The sequence below is a fragment of the Kribbella sp. NPDC104218 genome (genome assembly GCF_055584105.1).
The window spans coordinates 290,495-306,905 of the sequence record NZ_JBVJMQ010000001.1 but is presented as its reverse complement, the minus strand read 5'-3'; the positions used below and the strand labels follow the sequence as shown (position 1 = coordinate 306,905).

At 69.9% G+C, this 16,411-nt stretch carries 22 protein-coding genes; 9 read left to right on the top strand and 13 right to left on the bottom strand.

The annotated features are described in order from the left end of the window. The first annotated feature begins 27 nt into the window (after positions 1 to 27). The gene (locus ACZ6ZD_RS01405) at positions 28 to 696 is read left to right on the top strand and encodes a FadR/GntR family transcriptional regulator (RefSeq protein ID WP_465667195.1); all 669 of its coding nucleotides are present in this window, start codon (positions 28 to 30) and stop codon (positions 694 to 696) included. Here the strand turns inward: ACZ6ZD_RS01405 and ACZ6ZD_RS01400 are convergent. Genes ACZ6ZD_RS01400 through glpX form a run of 3 tightly spaced genes read right to left on the bottom strand, consistent with a single transcriptional unit; the run spans position 693 to position 3,135 of the window. After that, positions 693 to 1,163, bottom strand: a complete 471-nt coding sequence (locus ACZ6ZD_RS01400) for a hypothetical protein (RefSeq protein ID WP_465667193.1) — start codon at positions 1,161 to 1,163, stop codon at positions 693 to 695. The genes ACZ6ZD_RS01405 and ACZ6ZD_RS01400 overlap by 4 nt on opposite strands. Continuing rightward, positions 1,163 to 2,104 carry a carbohydrate kinase family protein gene (locus ACZ6ZD_RS01395; protein WP_465667192.1) on the bottom strand — a complete coding sequence of 314 codons (942 nt, stop codon included), beginning with the start codon at positions 2,102 to 2,104 and terminating at the stop codon, positions 1,163 to 1,165. The genes ACZ6ZD_RS01400 and ACZ6ZD_RS01395 overlap by 1 nt, the downstream gene beginning before the upstream one ends. Then, positions 2,101 to 3,135, bottom strand: coding sequence for a class II fructose-bisphosphatase (gene glpX, locus ACZ6ZD_RS01390; protein WP_465667191.1), 1,035 nt, complete (start codon positions 3,133 to 3,135; stop codon positions 2,101 to 2,103). Before glpX ends, ACZ6ZD_RS01395 begins: the two co-directional genes overlap by 4 nt. A gap of 61 nt (positions 3,136 to 3,196) precedes the next feature. Between glpX and ACZ6ZD_RS01385 the strand changes: the two genes are divergently transcribed. Further along, on the top strand, positions 3,197 to 3,799 hold the full coding sequence (locus ACZ6ZD_RS01385; RefSeq protein WP_465667189.1) for a DUF4245 domain-containing protein: 603 nt from the start codon (positions 3,197 to 3,199) through the stop codon (positions 3,797 to 3,799). 142 nt (positions 3,800 to 3,941) lie between these two features. Further along, positions 3,942 to 4,562, top strand: coding sequence for a nucleotidyltransferase family protein (locus ACZ6ZD_RS01380; RefSeq protein ID WP_465667187.1), 621 nt, complete (start codon positions 3,942 to 3,944; stop codon positions 4,560 to 4,562). Between the two features lie 16 nt (positions 4,563 to 4,578). Here ACZ6ZD_RS01380 and ACZ6ZD_RS01375 read toward each other — a convergent pair whose 3' ends face one another. Then, complete coding sequence (locus ACZ6ZD_RS01375; protein WP_465667185.1) at positions 4,579 to 4,899, bottom strand: DMT family transporter; 321 nt, start codon at positions 4,897 to 4,899, stop codon at positions 4,579 to 4,581. Next, complete coding sequence (locus ACZ6ZD_RS01370; RefSeq protein WP_465667183.1) at positions 4,899 to 5,492, bottom strand: flavodoxin family protein; 594 nt, start codon at positions 5,490 to 5,492, stop codon at positions 4,899 to 4,901. The genes ACZ6ZD_RS01375 and ACZ6ZD_RS01370 overlap by 1 nt, the downstream gene beginning before the upstream one ends. A 37-nt stretch (positions 5,493 to 5,529) precedes the next feature. Here ACZ6ZD_RS01370 and ACZ6ZD_RS01365 point away from each other — a divergent pair, with 37 nt between their 5' ends. Next, positions 5,530 to 6,192 carry a TetR/AcrR family transcriptional regulator gene (locus ACZ6ZD_RS01365; protein ID WP_465667181.1) on the top strand — a complete coding sequence of 221 codons (663 nt, stop codon included), beginning with the start codon at positions 5,530 to 5,532 and terminating at the stop codon, positions 6,190 to 6,192. Here ACZ6ZD_RS01365 and ACZ6ZD_RS01360 read toward each other — a convergent pair. Next, on the bottom strand, positions 6,189 to 6,404 hold the full coding sequence (locus ACZ6ZD_RS01360) for an exodeoxyribonuclease VII small subunit (protein ID WP_465667180.1): 216 nt from the start codon (positions 6,402 to 6,404) through the stop codon (positions 6,189 to 6,191). The genes ACZ6ZD_RS01365 and ACZ6ZD_RS01360 overlap by 4 nt on opposite strands. Continuing rightward, positions 6,401 to 7,624 carry an exodeoxyribonuclease VII large subunit gene (xseA, locus tag ACZ6ZD_RS01355; protein WP_465667178.1) on the bottom strand — a complete coding sequence of 408 codons (1,224 nt, stop codon included), beginning with the start codon at positions 7,622 to 7,624 and terminating at the stop codon, positions 6,401 to 6,403. Before xseA ends, ACZ6ZD_RS01360 begins: the two co-directional genes overlap by 4 nt. Before the next feature lie 55 nt (positions 7,625 to 7,679). Between xseA and ACZ6ZD_RS01350 the strand changes: the two genes are divergently transcribed. Both ACZ6ZD_RS01350 and ACZ6ZD_RS01345 read left to right on the top strand, forming a co-directional pair. Continuing rightward, a complete protein-coding gene (locus ACZ6ZD_RS01350; RefSeq protein WP_465667176.1) occupies positions 7,680 to 8,153 on the top strand; it encodes an HAD domain-containing protein in 474 nt (157 codons plus the stop codon). Between the two features lie 111 nt (positions 8,154 to 8,264). Continuing rightward, positions 8,265 to 9,305 (top strand): 4-hydroxy-3-methylbut-2-enyl diphosphate reductase, encoded by a 1,041-nt coding sequence (locus ACZ6ZD_RS01345; protein WP_465667175.1) that lies wholly within the window; start codon positions 8,265 to 8,267, stop codon positions 9,303 to 9,305. A gap of 1 nt (position 9,306) precedes the next feature. Here ACZ6ZD_RS01345 and ACZ6ZD_RS01340 read toward each other — a convergent pair whose 3' ends face one another. From ACZ6ZD_RS01340 to ACZ6ZD_RS01320, 5 genes are all read right to left on the bottom strand, one after another. After that, entirely contained in the window at positions 9,307 to 9,915 is a 609-nt protein-coding gene (locus ACZ6ZD_RS01340) for a hypothetical protein (RefSeq protein ID WP_465667173.1), read from the bottom strand. Then, positions 9,912 to 10,424: a SigE family RNA polymerase sigma factor gene (locus ACZ6ZD_RS01335; RefSeq protein ID WP_465667171.1), complete on the bottom strand. Its 513-nt coding sequence runs from the start codon at positions 10,422 to 10,424 to the stop codon at positions 9,912 to 9,914. The genes ACZ6ZD_RS01340 and ACZ6ZD_RS01335 overlap by 4 nt, the downstream gene beginning before the upstream one ends. Before the next feature lie 9 nt (positions 10,425 to 10,433). Next, positions 10,434 to 11,045, bottom strand: coding sequence for a hypothetical protein (locus ACZ6ZD_RS01330; protein WP_465667170.1), 612 nt, complete (start codon positions 11,043 to 11,045; stop codon positions 10,434 to 10,436). 88 nt (positions 11,046 to 11,133) lie between these two features. Then, positions 11,134 to 11,556 carry a methyltransferase domain-containing protein gene (locus ACZ6ZD_RS01325; RefSeq protein ID WP_465667168.1) on the bottom strand — a complete coding sequence of 141 codons (423 nt, stop codon included), beginning with the start codon at positions 11,554 to 11,556 and terminating at the stop codon, positions 11,134 to 11,136. Between the two features lie 33 nt (positions 11,557 to 11,589). Further along, positions 11,590 to 11,967 carry a winged helix-turn-helix transcriptional regulator gene (locus ACZ6ZD_RS01320; RefSeq protein ID WP_465667166.1) on the bottom strand — a complete coding sequence of 126 codons (378 nt, stop codon included), beginning with the start codon at positions 11,965 to 11,967 and terminating at the stop codon, positions 11,590 to 11,592. A 91-nt stretch (positions 11,968 to 12,058) separates the two neighbouring features. On the opposite strand from ACZ6ZD_RS01320, the gene ACZ6ZD_RS01315 reads away from it, so the two are divergent. After that, positions 12,059 to 12,673, top strand: coding sequence for an NAD(P)-dependent oxidoreductase (locus tag ACZ6ZD_RS01315; RefSeq protein WP_465667164.1), 615 nt, complete (start codon positions 12,059 to 12,061; stop codon positions 12,671 to 12,673). A gap of 52 nt (positions 12,674 to 12,725) precedes the next feature. Here the strand turns inward: ACZ6ZD_RS01315 and ACZ6ZD_RS01310 are convergent, their stop codons facing one another. Further along, a complete protein-coding gene (locus ACZ6ZD_RS01310) occupies positions 12,726 to 13,919 on the bottom strand; it encodes a glycoside hydrolase family 64 protein (protein WP_465667162.1) in 1,194 nt (397 codons plus the stop codon). Between the two features lie 300 nt (positions 13,920 to 14,219). Between ACZ6ZD_RS01310 and ACZ6ZD_RS01305 the strand changes: the two genes are divergently transcribed. Continuing rightward, positions 14,220 to 15,083, top strand: coding sequence for a hypothetical protein (locus ACZ6ZD_RS01305; RefSeq protein ID WP_465667160.1), 864 nt, complete (start codon positions 14,220 to 14,222; stop codon positions 15,081 to 15,083). A gap of 81 nt (positions 15,084 to 15,164) precedes the next feature. Then, positions 15,165 to 16,394, top strand: a complete 1,230-nt coding sequence (locus ACZ6ZD_RS01300) for a DNA recombination protein RmuC (protein ID WP_465667158.1) — start codon at positions 15,165 to 15,167, stop codon at positions 16,392 to 16,394. The last annotated feature ends 17 nt before the right edge of the window (positions 16,395 to 16,411 follow it).

Sequence of the window (16,411 nt, the reverse complement as noted above, 5' to 3'; positions counted from 1 at the left end):
ACTTCGGCGACCCCTACACTGATCCGCATGATTCGCCGACACCCGCTGGCCGAGCAGGCCGCCGAGGAGCTGCTGCGCCGGATCGGCGGCGGCGAATGGGCGCTGGGCCAGAAGCTGCCCGGCGAGACGACGCTGGCCGCGCAGCTCGGCGTCGGCCGGTCCACGATCCGCGAGGCCGTCCGCGAGTTGGCCGGCCGCCGGGTGCTGGAGAGCCGGCAGGGCGCCGGGGTGTTCGTGATCGCGCACCAGGCCGTCGAGGACTGGGACCAGGTGCTCCGCCGGGCCGATATCACCGACGTCCTGGAGGGGCGGCTCGCGATCGAGACCGAGGCGGCCCGGCTGGCCGCGGCCCGGCGTACGCAGGCCGATCTGAAGAGCTTCCGGCACACGCTCAAGGACCGCCTGGACGCCGCCGAGAAGTCACCCGACGACTGGTACGTCGAGGCCGACCTGGCCTTTCACCGCGCACTGGTGACGGCCGCGCACAACGCCGTCCTGCTGGAGCTCTTCGACACCTTCGTCCCGCGGATCCGGACGACGATGATCGACCTGCTGCGCCTGGACGCCGAGCGCCTGCACCGCCAGGACCAGGCAGCGCACGTAGCCATCGCCGACGCGATCCGCGACCGCGACCCCGAGCTCGCCGCCGCCCGCAGCCGCGAGCATCTGGCGGCGATCCTGGCCGTCGTCCGTTAGAGGTTGCGCGCCCGGACGGTGCGCAGCCAGGCTGCGAACGCGTCCAGGTCCTCGACGTTGTCGAAGGTGACGCCCAGCGGCCGGATCTTCCGATCCGTCGGCTGGACCGAGACCGTACGGGCGCCCGGGATGCCGATCGGGTCCTCGATCCGGTCGATCGCCGACCACTTGAGCGTCCGGCCGCGGGTGATGCCCTCGGTGTCGACCGTGACGACCGGCCGCTTCGCGACCAGCTGCCAGGTCGTCAGGCCGGTCCCGTAGATGAACGCGGCCAGTGCGGTCAGCCGCAGGACGTCGACCAGACCGGTGATGCTCTCGCTGCGCAGATGGTTGACGTTCGAGAAGATCGACGCGACGGTGAACACGCCGAAGCCGATCAAGCGGATGACGAGCCGGCTGGTGCGGGGCAGGAACGTGACCCGCCCCGCGTTCTCCAGCTCGGCGTTCCAGACCTCAGCTGCCGGCATCAGGCTCCCCAGGTGGCGGTGTGCTCGGCGGCGGTCGGCGGGTCGGCGCCGTGCCGCGTGCAGGTGATGGCCGCGGCCTTGACCGCGTAGTCGACGACGTCCCGCAGGCTCTCCGAGGTGAGGCCGGCCAGCCGGGCCTCGCCGAGCAGGCCGTGGGTGTTCAGACCGGCGATCAGCGCGGCCATGAACGAATCGCCCGCGCCGACGGTGTCGACGACGTCGATCGTCGGCGCGGTGACGTCGATCCGGCCCTCGCGGCTGATCGCGAGCGCGCCCTCGCCGCCGCGGGTGATCACCACGCACTGCGTCCGCGGCGCGCCCAGCAGCTCGACGGCGATGCTCTCCGGCGACTGCCCGGGCTGCAGGAACTCGCAGTCCTCATCGCTCAGCTTCACCAGATCCGACAGAGCGGCCAGCTCGCGGACGGCGGCCCAGGTGGAGACCGGATCCGGGGTGATGGTCGGGCGCGCGTTCGGGTCGAGCGTGACGGTCACCGGCTGGTCGGCGACCGCTTTGAGGAAGTCGCGGATGGCGGTCGCGCCCGGCTCCAGCAAGGTGGCGATCGAGCCGGTGTGGACGGCCGGGCAACCCCGGCTGAGCGACAGCGCCGGCGGCTCCCAGGTGATGTCGAATTGGTACGACGCCACCCCGGCCGCGTCCAGCGTCGCCGTCGCCGTACTCGTCCGGAAGCCCGGATCCACCGAGCCCGGCGCCAGCTGGACGCCGTTGCCGAACAGGTGCGCGCCGAGCTGGTCGCCGTACGGGTCCGTCCCGAAGCGGGTCACGAGCGAGGTCGGTACGCCGAGCCGCGCCAACCCCACCGCGACATTCGCGGGCGAGCCGCCCGGCGTCGCCTTCGGCTTGCTGTTCCCGTTCTTCTTCGGCCCCGCGCTGACGATGTCGACGAGCGCCTCGCCAATGACGAGAACCGGTGCACTCATCTGGCGTGCTCGAAGTCGATGGCGGAGTAGGCGCGGAGCTTCTCGAGCTGGTGGACGCTCTCGATGCTGCGGATGGTGCCGCTGCGCGAGCGCATCACGAGCGAGTGCGTACGGGCGGTCGAGCGGCCGTAGCGGACGCCGCGGAGCAGCTCGCCGTCGGTGATCCCGGTCGCGACGAAGAAGCAGTCGTCACCGCTGACCAGGTCGTCGGTGTCGAGGACGCGCTCCAGGTCGTGGCCCGCGTCGACCGCCTTCTGCCGCTCCTCGTCGTCCGTCGGCCACAGGCGGCCCTGGATCTTGCCGCCCAGGCACTTCATCGCGCAGGCGGCGATGATGCCCTCCGGCGTCCCGCCGATCCCGAGCAGCAGGTCCAGACCGGTGTCCGGGCGGGCGGCCTCGAGTGCGCCGGCCACGTCGCCGTCGCTGATGAACTTGATCCGCGCGCCGGTCGCTCGGATCTGCTGCGCGAGGTCGTCGTGCCGCGGCCGGTCGAGCAGGACGACGGTGACGTCGTCCACCGAGGAGCCCTTGGCCTTCGCGACCCGGCGGATGTTCTCCGCGACCGGCAGCCGGATGTCGACCACATCGGCCGCCTCCGGCCCGACGACGAGTTTCTCCATGTAGAACACCGCGGACGGGTCGTACATCGAGTTGCGCGGTGCGACCGCCATCACGGCGATCCCGTTGTTCATCCCCTTCGCGACCAGCGTCGTCCCGTCGACGGGGTCGACCGCGACGTCGCACTCCGGCCCGTCGCCGCCGCCGACCCGCTCGCCGTTGTAGAGCATCGGGGCGTTGTCCTTCTCGCCCTCGCCGATCACCACCACGCCGTTCATCCCGACGGTGCCGATCAGCGTCCGCATCGCGTTCACCGCGGCGCCGTCCGCGCCGTTCTTGTCACCCCGCCCGACCCACCGCCCGGCCGCCATCGCGGCGGCCTCGGTGACCCGCACCAGTTCGAGGGCGAGGTTGCGGTCGGGCGCATCGGCCTCGACTTCCAGATGGGCTGGCGGCATCGTCGGGTCGGTCATGTCAACGGATCGTAGCCAACACGGTGATCGGACGTCTTAGTGAGGATGCGACACTCGTGTCATGGGTACGACGGGTCAGGACGAGGCGGCGGCGCGGGAGAAGGCTCGCGCGCGTGCGGAAGCGATCGCCTATCGCGAGCAGAACAGCAAGGACCGCGCGAAGGCGCGGACGCTGACGAACATGTTCTGGGCGTTGCTGGCCTGCTTCATCGTGGTTGGGTTCCTGGCGGTCGTGACGTGGCGGCCCAAGGAGGAGAAGGTCCGCGCGATCAAGTACAGCGCCCAGCTGGAGGACGCCCGCAAGGCCGCCTCCTGGGTGCGCGGCCCGGAGCCGTTGCCGGCCGGCTGGGCGGCGACGAGTGTGGAGTTCCGCACACCGGAGCAGTCGCCGATCACCTGGCATCTGGGCATCGTGACCGACGAGAAGAAGTACGTCGGGCTCGAGCAGTCCAACGTCACCGGGACGAAGTTCCAGTCCGACGAGCTGGGCCGGACTTCCGACGACGGGACGTCGACGGTCGCCGGCGTGACCTGGCAGCGCAAGGTGCTGCTGGACCGCAAGGACGAGCAGGCGCTGGTGCTGATCGGCTCCGGGGTGACGACGATCGTCACCGGGAACGCGGGGTACCCGGCGCTCGAAGCGCTCGCTTCATCGCTGCGCTGACACCGTACTGACCAGTTTCCGGACGCTCGTTGACAGGGCCGCCGGGCGCGGGGTTCGATCGAGACTTCGGCTAGCCACTCGGGGACAGCCCTAAGGAGCCCCGTCGTGTCCGCCGTCCCCCGGTCGCGGAGTTGATCCGCCGATGTTCGTCACGGGGTTGGTGCTGGCCGCCGAGAGTTCGCCGCAGGCCGGCGTCCCGTGGCAGTTGCTGCCGTACGACGGTGAGCCCCTGCTCGGGTCCGCGGTCGGGGCCGCGCGGGGATGTGGGTTCGACCAGCTGATCGTGACGCTGGGCAGCGCGTCGGAGCAGGTCCGGGATCGGGTGGACTTCGACGGGGTCCGCGTCGTCGAGTCGCCGCACGCCGATACCGGCAGCTCGTCGATCGTGCCCGCGCTGGACGCCGTGGATCGGCGTACCGACGGGCTCATCGTCCTGCTCGGCGACCAGCCCGGCGTCACCCCGGCCGCCGTCTGGTCACTGGTCGCCGAGGTCGCCACCCCGCTCGGGATCAGCCGCTACGACGACGGCCCGGGGCATCCGGTCTGGTTCGCCCGCGAACTCTTCGGCGAGCTCCGAACCCTGCGCACCGACGACGACCTGTGGCAACTCGCCGACCGGCACCCGGTCACTCAAGTCGATGCCATCGGCAACATTCCGCCCCGGCTCGGTCGCGGCGCCGCGGAGACGAACCGCCACGCCATCACAATGCGCCGTCGACGCCGCGCGCCCGCGGGGGACGGGCCGGCCGCGCCAATTGTGTAGCGCTGGCGGTTCGGGTCTACTCGGCGCCGGCCAGGCGAAGGCCGATCACGCCGGCGACGATCAAGCCGATACAGGCCAGCCGGGCCGGCGTGACCGCCTCGTCGAACCAGATGATGCCGAGCGTGACCACGCCCACCGAGCCGAGGCCGGTCCAGACCGCGTACGCCGTACCGACGGGCAACTGGTGGAGGGTCTTGCCGAGCAGGAAGACCGACGTGACGCCGAAGACCAGGACGGCGACGGTCGGCCAGAGCCGGGTGAACCCCTCGCTCGGCTTCATGCTGATGGCGAAGGCGACCTCGAAGACGGCGGCCACGAGCAGGACCAGCCACGCCATCAGGCGGCCAGCGTTCCGCGCCGGTGCCGCTGGGTGACGGTCGCGACCCGGACGCCGAGCGCGTGCGCCGTCCGCAGGTCGGTCGCCGGGGGAGCCTTCTCGGCCGACAGGTCGGCGTCCGACTGCGCCATCGCGCCCAGCCAGCTGCCGAGGCGGTTCAGGTCCTCGATGCTGGCGGTGCTCTCCGACCAGCCGGGGTAGATGTCCAGCCCGACCCAGATCATCCCGTGCTGGGCCGCGAAGACCGCGAGGTCGACCAGGCTGTTCAGCTTGTCACCCGACATCGCCTTCGAGTTCGTGAACCCGGCCGCGATCTTGTCCCGCCAGCCCAGGTTCGCGCCCCAGACCTTCGAGCTCTCCTCCGCGAACGCCTTGAACGCCGCGCTCGGGCTGCCCATGTACGTCGGCGCCCCGAACACGATCGCATCCGCCGCCGCCAGCGCGGCCCACGTGGCGTCGGTCAGCTCGTCCAGCGGCACCAACTCCGCCGTCGCGCCGTCGACCGACCCCACCCCGGCGGCCACCGCCTCCGCCTGCTTCGCCGTGTGCCCGTATCCCGAATGAAAGGCGATTGCCACCCGTACAGCCGTCATACTTCCTCCCAGGTCCATACCGGACTACAGTCCTCTTATGCAGGACCGTACCGGACCACAGTCCGCTTCACAAGACGCGTCGTCGTCCGACGAGCCCGTGGCGCGGGGCTCCCGCGAGCTGCCAGTGGTCGATTCGCCGCGCCCGGAGCGGGCCGACGCGCGCCGCAACCGGCTGCGCGTCCTCGAAGCCGCCGACCGGCTCTTCACCGCGCACGGCGTCCGCAACGTCTCGCTCGACGCGATCGCCGCCGAAGCCGGCGTCGGCAAAGGCACCGTCTTCCGTCGCTTCGGAGACCGGGCCGGCCTAGCCGTAGCCCTCCTCGACGAACGCGAACAACAACTCCAGGCCCGCATCCTCACCGGCCCGCCGCCCCTGGGCCCCGGCGCCCCACCCGCCACCCGAGCCGTAGCCTTCCTCGAGGCCTACCTAGACCTCCTGGACCGCCACACCGAACTCTTCCTCGACAGCGAGAACGCCTCCCCCGGCGCCCGCTACCGCATCGGCTCCTACCACCTCTGGCACCGCCACCTAGCCCACCTCACCGAACAAGCCAACCCCACCCTCGACCCCGACTACACCGCCCACGCCCTCCTGGCCCCCCTGGCCGCCGACCTCCACCACTCCCTCAGAACCACCGCCTACCCCCTCCCCCGCCTAAAAGCCGGCCTAACCGCCCTGGTCGACCGGCTGCTGTCCTAGTCGGACTTCTTGGTGGGGGAATCTTGGGCTTTGGTGAGGCGGTCGCGGGCGCCTTCGAGCCAGCGCTGGCAGGTGGTGGCGAGTTCTTCGCCGCGCTCCCAGAGGGCGAGGGATTCTTCGAGGGTGGTGCCGCCGGCTTCGAGTTTGCGGACGACGTCGACGAGCTCTTCGCGGGCCTGCTCGTAGGAGATCTCGGGCCGGGTGTCGGTCATGTGGGGTTCTCCTCGGTCTTGACCTCGACTGTGAAACGGCCGTCGCTGACGCGCGCGTGCAGGACGTCGCCGGGCGCGACTTGCGCGGTTTCGCGGACGGCGGTGCCGTCGGCGAGCTGGAGGACGGAGTAGCCGCGCTCCAGGGTCGCCTTGGGGGAGAGCGCCCGGACGGACGCCAGCCGGTGCGCGATGTCGTCACTGGCCCGGTCGAGCCGGTGCGTCAGCGTCCGCCGGCTCCGGTCGACGAGCGCGACGATCTCGTCGGAGCGGCGCTGCAGGTCGGCGACCGGCGCGGCCAGCGCGGGCCGGCTGCGGATCGCGGCCAACGCGTGCAGCTCCCGCTCGAGCCAGCCGTTGATCGCCCGCGCCCCACGCTCGCGCAGCAGGCGCACGCCGTCCAGCTCCTCGCGGACGTCAGGCACGATCCGCTTGGCGGCGTCCGTCGGGGTGGACGCGCGCAGATCGGCGACCAGGTCGAGCAGCGGCGAATCCGGTTCGTGGCCGATCGCGCTGACGATCGGCGTCTTCGCCTGCGACACCGCGCGGATCAGCCCCTCGTCCGAGAACGGCAGCAGATCCTCCAGCGAGCCGCCGCCGCGCGCGATCACGATCACCTCGACCGAGTCGTCGCCGTCCAGCCGGCGCAGCGCCTGCATCACCTCACCGGCCGCCGCGGGCCCCTGCACCGACGCGTACTCGACCCGGAACGCGACCGCCGGCCAGCGGCGCTTCGCGTTCTCCAGGACGTCGCGCTCGGCGGCCGAATCCCGCCCGCAGATCAGGCCGATCGTGTGCGGCAGGAACGGCAGCCGCTGCTTGCGGTGCGCCGCGAACAACCCCTCGGCCGCCAGCAGCTGCTTCAACCGCTCGATCCGCGCGAGCAGCTCGCCGATCCCGACATGCCGGATCTCGCTGACCGCGAGCGCGAGCGTCCCGCGCCGGGCGAAGAAGTTGGGTTTGGCGTTCACCACGACCCGCGACCCGTCCGTCACCGGCGGATCCACCGCCTCGAACACCCGCCGATTACACGTGAACCGCAACGAGATGTCGGCGTCCGTGTCCCGCAGCGTGCCGAACACGGTCGTCGTCCCGCGCCCGATCGACACATCCGTCAGCTGCCCCTCGACCCACACCGCGCCCAACTGGTTGATCCAGCTCGCGATCCCGTTCGCGATCGTGCGAACGGCCGCAGGCGCATCCGGCGAAGTCTCCAAAGCCACCCCCAGACCCTAAGGCCCCCCGCCGACAAAACCCCGCACCACCTACCGTTCCCCCGTGCGCCCCTTCCTCCTCCTCGACGTCGACGGCCCCCTCAACCCCCGCTTGCCGTCGCCGGAGTTCGTCCGGCACGAGATCGTCGAAGGCGCTCGCAGCTGGACAGTGCACCTCAATCCCCGCCACGGCGCGGAATTACGTGACCTGGCAACGACCTTCGACCTGGTCTGGGCCAGCAGCTGGGAGCACGGCGCCAACCGCCTCCTCGCCCCGCTGCTCGGCTTACCGCAGCTGCCCACGATCGAATGGCCCGACCGGACGCCGATCCCGACGGGCTCCTGGAAGACGCCGTACATCGCGGCCTGGGTGGGGGAGCGTCCGTTCGTCTGGCTGGACGAAGGGGTCGACGAGCGTGACATCGCCTACTTCGGAGGGCCGCATCAGCTGGTTCACCGGGTCGACTCCGACCGCGGTCTGACCCCGGGGGATTTCGCGGTGGTGCGGGGTTGGCAGGCGGAAAATCTGTTGCGGTGAAGGGGGAGTGGGCGCAGGCTGAATAGGCAGGAAACACCTCCCTGGGAGCCGTCCGGACAGGGCGGACGGCTCCCGACGCGTGATCCCGCTCACAGGAATGGGGCCCGTACCATGGAGGGCGTGACTGCCCACGCTGATGACACTGGTACGACGACCGCCGTTGCGACGAAGCGGGTGCTGCTCGCGGCTCCGCGGGGGTACTGCGCCGGCGTGGACCGGGCGGTGGTCGCCGTGGAGAAGGCGCTGGATCTGTACGGCGCGCCGGTCTACGTGCGCAAGGAGATCGTTCACAACAAGTACGTCGTGGAGACGCTGACGAACCGCGGTGCGATCTTCGTCGACGAGACCGACGAGGTCCCCGAGGGCGAGACGGTGATCTTCTCGGCGCACGGGGTGTCGCCGGTGGTGCATGCCGAGGCGGCCGCGCGGCAGCTGAAGACGATCGACGCGACCTGCCCGCTGGTGACGAAGGTGCACCACGAGGCCAAGCGGTTCGCCGCGGCGGACGTCGACATCCTGCTGATCGGCCACGAGGGTCACGAAGAGGTCGTCGGGACGAGCGGCGAGGCCCCCGAGCACACCACGATCGTCGACGGCCCGGACGACGTCCCGAACGTCACCGTCCGCGACCCGGAGAAGGTCGTCTGGCTGTCGCAGACGACGCTGTCGGTCGACGAGACGATGGAGACGGTCCGCCGGCTGCGCGAGAAGTTCCCCCTGCTCCAGGACCCGCCGAGCGACGACATCTGCTACGCCACCCAGAACCGCCAGGTCGCGGTGAAGAAGATGGCGCCCGAGGTCGACCTGATGCTCGTCGTCGGCTCCCGCAACTCGTCGAACTCGGTGCGCCTCGTCGAGGTCGCGCTCGAGTACGGCGCCAAGACCGGCCACCTGGTCGACTACGCCGCCGAGATCGACGAGAGCTGGCTGGACGGCGTCGAGTCGGTCGGTCTGAGCAGCGGCGCGAGCGTCCCGGAGATCCTGGTCCGCGATGTCCTGCGCTGGCTGGCCGAGCGCGGGTACGCCGACGTCCAGGAGGTCACCACCGCCGAGGAGAGCCTCACGTTCGCGCTGCCGCGTGACCTGCGGGCCGATCTGAAGGCGGCCGGCCGGCCGACGACCGGCACGTCCGACCACGCCTGGACGCTCTGACCTACTTGATCTCGATCTGCGTGGTGGCGGTCGCCGCTTCTTTCATCCCGCAGAACTTGGCTCGATAGGTGTAGATGTAGACGCCGGGCCGCGCATACGTGTGCGTGTCCGGCGGGACCGTCCCACTGCCCTTGTACGACGTTTTCGCCTTCGCGCACTCAGTCCCGTTGCTGAACGCGCTGAACGGCTCGCTGTCGTCTCCCCACGAGTACGCCGACCCCTGTCCGAGAGCCATCAGGTTCTGCGCCGGTAGCTCCAGACCGCCGTCGGCGACTGGCAGCAGCACAGTGCCGGTCGCGGAGATGTTCATCGTGACCGTCCGGCCGTTCACTACCGGCTTGAGCGTGACGGTGACGTCGTACGGCGGCGGTGTCGTCTGGACCGGCGTTGGCGGCGGCGCCAGCACGGGCGGCTCGCTCCTGCTGTCGCTCAGGTTGCTGAAGACGGCGAAAACCGCGACAGCCGCAGCCGCGGTCACAACTGCCGCACCGGCCGCGCGGCGGCGTCGTACGTTCCGGACACGGGCGAAGACAGCCACGCTCGGCACTGTAGTCGGAGGCGGCGGGTCAGCAACCAGCTCCCCGAGGCGCTCCCGCAAGTGGTCGCTCACGGGCGCACCTTCTTGTCGGCAGGTGCTGAGATGGCGGAAACCAGCCGATGCTCACGCAGCTTGGCCAGGCCGCGCGAAACATTGGATTTCACCGTGCCGACCGAACAGCCCATGATTTCGGCGATCTCAGCCTCAGGCAGATCTTCGAAGTACCGCAGTACCAGCGTGGCGCGCACCCGCCGCGGCAGTGTCGCCAGCGCGCGCAGCAAGAGGTCCCGGTCGTCCACGACGCCGTACTGCGACTCCGACGCCGGCTCTGGCAGCACTTCGGTAGGGGTCTCGCCCTTCCACTTCCGTCGCCACCACTGGGTGCTCGTGTTGACCATCGCAGTCCGCGTGTAGCTCTCCAACGCGTTCGCGCTGCGCAGCGAGTTGCGGTGGAACCACACCTTGGTCAGCGCGGTCTGCACCAGATCCTCGGCCAGATGCCACTCACCGGTCAGCAGGTAGCCGAACCGCTGCAGCGCCGTGAACCGGCCGTCTACGAAATCCGCGAACTCCTGATCCATCCCGGCCATCTACTTGATCACGATCTTCTGGGTGGCGGTCACTGGCTTGTCCAGCCCGCAGAACCGGACGGTGAAGGTGAAGGTGTACGTCCCGGCTTTCGGGTACGTGTGCGGGTCCGCCGGGAAGGTGGAGCGCCCGGTGAACCGCCTCGTGGAGCCGTCGCAGGTGAGCGGCCCGCCGTCCGCACCGCTCGCGGCACCGTGCCCGAAGGAGTATTCCGCGCCGGGGGAGAGCGACCAGAGGCCCTGGCTGCTCGGCGTCACATACGCGCCGTCCAGGATCGGAACCAGCACAGTGCCCGCGGCCTCGACCGCCATCGTCATCGTCCGCCCCTTGATCGTCGGTGTCAGTGTCAGCCGGACGCCGAGCGGCGGCTCGACCGGAGCGACCTGAGTGGTCGGTGGCGGTCCCAGAACTGGTGGCTGGCTCTTGGAGTCGTTCAGATTGCCGACCACGGCGAAAACCGCGATCGCCGCTGCCGTGACCAGTGCCCCCGCGCCGGCCGCACGCCGACGCCGGGCCCTGCGGACGCGTGTGAACACGGCCTGACTCGGGACGCCGCTAGGTGGCGGCGGATCGGCGACCAGCGCCTCAAGACGCGCTCTGAGCTCGTCAGCCATGACCTGGCCTCCTTTCGGCATTCGGGCCGGCCTTCAACATTCCGCAGTACGAGATGACGTGGCGGTGCGGAAAGGTTGAGAAGCGATTTCAGCGCGTCGCCTCGACCAGCACGTAGTCGACGGCGAACTCGGGCATCAGCGTCTCGAGCTGTGCGAGCGCCGCCGCCTGGACGTCGTCGAACACACCGGCCCGCACGAGCAGCGGTGTGGTCTGCGCACCGATCGGATGCCGCAGCAGCCGAGTCTCCCAAAATTCAGCCGGCGACCCAACCGAGAAGGTCAGCTGGTTCGAGAGCACTGCGTCGGCGGAACCGTCCGGCAGGGGGAGGTCGGCGGCTGTGCCGTCCAGCACGCTCAGATCGACCAGACCGCGCGCAGCGGCCGTTTGCGTGGCGACCTCCCGGAGGCGGGCGGCCGGCTCGACCGCTGCGCTCGTCACCAGCAGCTGTGCGGCCGGTGCGAGGTCCGCTGCGGTCCATTCGTACTCGCCGACTCCCCAATCGAAACCCATGGCTCGACTGTAGGGGCGGTCTGTGAACGGCTGTCAGGCGCTGGCGTCGTACTGGCTCTGGGCGGTGTTGATCGCGTTGATGTGCTCCTCGGCCCAGTCGCTGACGGCGGTGAGTGGACCGATCAGCGAGCGGCCCATCGGCGTCAGGTCGTAGACGACGCGCGGCGGCACCTCGGCGAAGACCTCGCGAGTGACGAGCCCGTCCCGCTCGAGGCGGCGCAGGGTCTGGGTGAGCACCTTGGGCGCGACGCTGCCGATGCCGTCGCGCAACTCGGTGAAGCGCAGCGACCCGTGCTGCAGCCGGAGCACGGCCAGCGCCGTCCACTTGTCGCCGATCCGGTCGAGGATCAGCCGGGTGCCGCAGTTCGGGTCGAAGAGGTCGCCACGCTCGTAACTCCCATTAGTAACCACAGGGTACTTATAGCACGTTGAAGTAGCTGGTTACCAATAGATACTATTGATCTATAAGTTGAGCATTCATCTATTTTCGGAGGATGGCACCATGAAGATCGCGGTCTACGGCGCAAGTGGCATGGTCGGCAGCCGGATCGCCGCCGAGGCGGTCCGGCGCGGCCACGAGGTCACCGGCGTCACCCGTTCCGGCGGCGACGTCCCGGACGGCGTCCGTCCGGTCCAGGCCAGCGCGAACGACGTCGCCTCGGTCAAGGAGATCGTCGGCGGCGCGGACGTCGTCGCGGTCGCCCTCGGCCCGAGCCGCACCGGCGGCGACCATCAGGACTACCTGGACGCCGTCGGCAACCTGATCGCCGCCGTCCAGGGCACTCCGGTCCGGCTGCTCGTCGTCGGCGGCGCCGGCGGTCTGACCATCGGCGGGCAGCGCGTCCTGGACGGCCCGGACTTCCCGGCGGAGTACAAGCAGGAGTCGCTGACCGTCGCGCAGGCGCTCGAGGCCCTGCGCGCGACCGACGAGAGCGTGAACTGGACGATGCAGCACCCGGCCTTCGCGATCGCGCCGGGCGAGCGCACCGGCAACTTCCGGCTCGGCCTCGACGAGCCCGTCGGCACCAGCATCTCCGCCGAGGACTTCGCGGTCGCCACGCTCGACGAGTTCGAGACTCCGGCGCACAACCGCAAGCGCTTCACGCTCGGCTACTGAGCGGCCTGCGCGGCACCCGGGTACTGAGCTCCGGGTGCCGCGGGCGGCTTGCTCAGTTGAAGGGGTCGAGGGTGACGTAGGCCTGCTGGGGGTTGCCGTCGTGGACGAGCGCCTCGTGCGCGCCGACGTCGTCGAAGGCGAAACCGTAGGCCTTGCCGTCGACCATCTGCTCGTGGATCTTCTTCGAGTACTGGTTCGTCACGCCGTCCTTGTAGAAGTTGGCGTTGTTCGGGTCGGGCTGGTTGGGGTTCGTCAGCAGTGTGGAGCGGTTGTAGCCCGCGCAGAGCGTGCGCGAGATCGGCCCGCGGACCTGGTCGTTGGGCGCGTCGAGGAGCTTGAAGCAGCCGAAGACGCTGGCCGAGTCGGGCTTCTGGAACGACGTGACGACCTGGCCCGACGTGTTGGTGAAGTTCATCGTGTTCCCCGAGACGCGGCCGAAGTACTTGATACTCGGCTGGTCGGTGAACGGCGTCACCGTGAGCGTCTGCGAGCTGTACTTCGACCAGACGCGGTTGATGTAGTCGTCCATGATGTTGGCCGGGATCGCGCCGGTCTCCACGCCGTACAGCGGTGACAGGGCGCGCAGGATCGTGCCGTTGGGTGCGGTGTGGATCAGGTTGCCCCAGCCGCCGCTCTGGTTGCGCAGCGAGTTGAAGAAGGCGTTGTAGCCGCCCGGCTTCAGATGGCCGGTGGTCTTCGTCGCGCCGCTGGCCGGCCGGACGCCGACGGCGTACGGCACCGAGAACATGTCGACCTGCGTGCTGTTGATCCACAGGCCGCTGTCGTTGAGCGTGTACTCCGACGAGGCGAACAGGATGTTCCGGTTCGGGTCGGACGGGTTCTGGACGGCGGGCTGGACCAAGCCGCCGGTCGTCAGCTTGAAGACGAGTTTCTGCCCGTACGAGAAGTAGATCCGGCCGGAGAACTTCGGCATCCGGATCGTGATCGAGCCCCCGTTACCGGGCCCGGCGATGGACGCGTCCGGCGCCGGGGTCGGCGGGTTGCCGCCGGCCGGCCAGGCGTGGAAGTTCCCCGCGGCGTCCGCCCAGCCCTGCTGGCCGGTGGCCAGGTTGGTGCCGAGGTTGTAGATCCAGACCGCGTCGCCGCGGCCGGAGTTGTTGCTGATCGTGAGCGGGATGGTCGCGGGTACGGCGGCATCGGCGGGCGCGCTGCCGAGTGCGGTGAGCAGACCGGCCGCGGTCACCAGAGCCGCGGCGATCGCTGTCAATTGACGTCTGATGCGCACATTTCCTCCTCAGATCGTCCCAAGGCGAGAAGGCAGGGCACACGGGCGGCGGGGACGGGAGGGCGCCGTCCGTGGAGGCTTGAGAGCGCTCTCATCCTCCCGTGCACTCACCCCAGGCTGTCAACGGTTCACTGTTGTCGGATTCCCGCCAACTTGATCCAATAGCAGTGTGTGATCCGCCGAACACACTGCGTTCTCCTCAGGCCCCCGCCGAACGCGCCTCAACTGATGCGAACCCGCACCGTCCGAGGCATCATCGGGCACTTGGGAGAACCAGATCTCGAAGTGAGGAAGGAACCAATGGCAGGCACGATCTGGATCCCGGGCGCCGAACGGCTGAAACCGTCCGCCCCCGGTGGCACCATCACCTCCAATGCACCACCGCGCGTCGTCTGGCACACCACGGAAGCCGATCCCGGGACTTCTTCGGTCTGGGCCGCAATGATCCGGGTACTCACCAACAAGTCCGCCGAACCGCAGATCCTCTACGACCCGCTGACCGATCGGCTGGGCCAGTTCCTGCCGCTGAACGTCGGCGGCCGCGCCTTGCGCAACGACGGTTCGACGATGACGAACCGGGTCGGCAAGGTCTGTATCCAGGTCGAGGTGATCGGCCGCGCGGCCAAACCGTTCACCGGCTACTGGAAACCCGGGAAGAACTTCCGGGCGATGATGACCGCGATCCGGTCCTGGGGGATCAAGGACGCCTGGCCGGCCGGCCCGCCGCCCCGATTCGTCGCCAGTCCGCCGCACAACGTGCCGGAGTCCCCGCGCAGCCGGACGATCTGGCTGAACCGCGGCGGTCATTACGGCCACAGCCATATTCCCGGGAACGATCACGGGGATCCCGGCGCCATCAGCGTCACCGCCTTGTTCGCCGCCAGCGGCGCACCACCGAAGGAGCTGTTCACCGTGGGGCAGTACGAGAACCTGATGCAGCAGATCAAGAACGAGGGCGCGGCGACGCGTCAGGAGGTTCGCCGGCAGGCGATCTGGGCGCTGCGCTACGGCGTCCAGACCGAGGACGAGCGGGCCCAGGCCAACCGGGCCTTCGACGACGCCATCGACGCCGGCAAGTCGCTCAAGGAGGCCCTGGCGGCCGCCGCGCGCGTCCTGCAGCCGATCGCCGACGACCTGGAACGCGCGGCCCGGAAGAACGGCTGATCGTCGGCGCTCCCACCCCTGGCCAGGGGGTGGGGGCGCGGCTTTCGAAAACTGTCGGCGGGGTCGGGCACTATCTGTGACATGAGTGGCGCGACGGTATTACTGGTGCTGTTGTTCCTGGTGGTGGGGTTGCTGCTGGGAGCGGTTTTCGGCGTGCTCTGGTCCCGTGGGCGTGATGGCGCGGCCCTCGCGCGGGTTACCGCCGAGCGGGATGCGGCCGAGGATCGCGTGGTCGAGCTGACGCAGGAGCGGGCGACGGTCGGCCAGCAGATGGGCGGTCAGGCGGTCGTGAAGGAGGCGCTGGATCGCCTCCATGCCCAGCTGAACCAGCTCGAGCAGGGCCGGGCGGCCTGGCAGAGCCAGCTGCATCAACAGGTCAACGAGGTGCGGATGAGCGGCGAGGCATTGCGCCGCGAGACGGCCTCGCTGTCGACCGCGCTCCGAAAACCCCAGGTCCGCGGCCGGTGGGGTGAGCTGCACCTGCGGCGGACGGTCGAGCTGGCCGGTATGGTCGCGCACTGCGATTTCACCGAGCAGACGACGACCAGCGGTGAGGACGGGCTGCTCCGGCCCGACCTGGTGGTCCGGCTGGCCGAAGGTAAGAACCTGGTGGTCGACTCGAAGGTGCCGCTGGCCGCGTTCCTGGAGGCGGCCGAGTCCGAGGACGCCGACTTCCGTGAGGAGCGGCTGCGGGCGCACGCGCGGCATCTGCGGACGCATGTCGATCAGCTCGCCGCCAAGGCGTACTGGACGCGGCTGTCGCCGACGCCGGAGTTCGTCATCCTGTTCGTGCCGGGGGAGTCGTTCCTGTCGGCGGCGCTCGACATCGAGCCGGTCCTGCTCGAGTACGCCGCCGAGCGCCGGGTCATCCTGGCCACGCCGACGACCCTGATCGCGACTCTGCGGGCGGCGGCGTACGCGTGGAACCAGTCAGCGCTCACCGAGTCGGCCCAGCAGGTGTTCGAGCTGGGGCGCGAGCTGTACGACCGGCTGAGCGTGATGGGCGACCATCTCGGGCGGGTCGGCCGGTCGCTGACGTCCGCCGTCGAGGCCTACAACGGGACGGTCGGTTCGTTCGAGCGGCGGGTCTTCATCACCGCCCGCAAACTGCGCGACCTGCATGTCACCGAGGCCGAGCTGACGGCGATGGAGTCGATCGAGGCCTCGGTCCGGCCGCTCACCGCGCCGGAGTTCCTGGCGATCGAGGAGCCGGAGCCGATCCGGCACTGGCCGGCGGGTGAGACCCAGAGCGGGTGGCCGGCCGGCGAGAGCGAGAGCGGCTGGCCGTCGGGCGGGAGCCGCGCGGTGTGACGGACGCCGGGGCCGGC

Excerpts from the sequence above, each read along its gene's own strand:
- ACZ6ZD_RS01405 (WP_465667195.1), top strand. The coding sequence starts at position 28 with ATGATTCGCCGACACCCGCTGGCCGAGCAGGCCGCCGAGGAGCTGCTG.
- ACZ6ZD_RS01400 (WP_465667193.1), bottom strand. The coding sequence starts at position 1,163 with ATGCCGGCAGCTGAGGTCTGGAACGCCGAGCTGGAGAACGCGGGGCGG.
- ACZ6ZD_RS01395 (WP_465667192.1), bottom strand. The coding sequence starts at position 2,104 with ATGAGTGCACCGGTTCTCGTCATTGGCGAGGCGCTCGTCGACATCGTC.
- glpX (WP_465667191.1), bottom strand. The coding sequence starts at position 3,135 with ATGACCGACCCGACGATGCCGCCAGCCCATCTGGAAGTCGAGGCCGAT.
- ACZ6ZD_RS01385 (WP_465667189.1), top strand. The coding sequence starts at position 3,197 with ATGGGTACGACGGGTCAGGACGAGGCGGCGGCGCGGGAGAAGGCTCGC.
- ACZ6ZD_RS01380 (WP_465667187.1), top strand. The coding sequence starts at position 3,942 with ATGTTCGTCACGGGGTTGGTGCTGGCCGCCGAGAGTTCGCCGCAGGCC.
- ACZ6ZD_RS01375 (WP_465667185.1), bottom strand. The coding sequence starts at position 4,899 with ATGGCGTGGCTGGTCCTGCTCGTGGCCGCCGTCTTCGAGGTCGCCTTC.
- ACZ6ZD_RS01370 (WP_465667183.1), bottom strand. The coding sequence starts at position 5,492 with ATGACGGCTGTACGGGTGGCAATCGCCTTTCATTCGGGATACGGGCAC.
- ACZ6ZD_RS01365 (WP_465667181.1), top strand. The coding sequence starts at position 5,530 with ATGCAGGACCGTACCGGACCACAGTCCGCTTCACAAGACGCGTCGTCG.
- ACZ6ZD_RS01360 (WP_465667180.1), bottom strand. The coding sequence starts at position 6,404 with ATGACCGACACCCGGCCCGAGATCTCCTACGAGCAGGCCCGCGAAGAG.
- ACZ6ZD_RS01345 (WP_465667175.1), top strand. The coding sequence starts at position 8,265 with ATGGAGGGCGTGACTGCCCACGCTGATGACACTGGTACGACGACCGCC.
- ACZ6ZD_RS01335 (WP_465667171.1), bottom strand. The coding sequence starts at position 10,424 with ATGGATCAGGAGTTCGCGGATTTCGTAGACGGCCGGTTCACGGCGCTG.
- ACZ6ZD_RS01330 (WP_465667170.1), bottom strand. The coding sequence starts at position 11,045 with ATGGCTGACGAGCTCAGAGCGCGTCTTGAGGCGCTGGTCGCCGATCCG.
- ACZ6ZD_RS01325 (WP_465667168.1), bottom strand. The coding sequence starts at position 11,556 with ATGGGTTTCGATTGGGGAGTCGGCGAGTACGAATGGACCGCAGCGGAC.
- ACZ6ZD_RS01315 (WP_465667164.1), top strand. The coding sequence starts at position 12,059 with ATGAAGATCGCGGTCTACGGCGCAAGTGGCATGGTCGGCAGCCGGATC.
- ACZ6ZD_RS01305 (WP_465667160.1), top strand. The coding sequence starts at position 14,220 with ATGGCAGGCACGATCTGGATCCCGGGCGCCGAACGGCTGAAACCGTCC.
- ACZ6ZD_RS01300 (WP_465667158.1), top strand. The coding sequence starts at position 15,165 with ATGAGTGGCGCGACGGTATTACTGGTGCTGTTGTTCCTGGTGGTGGGG.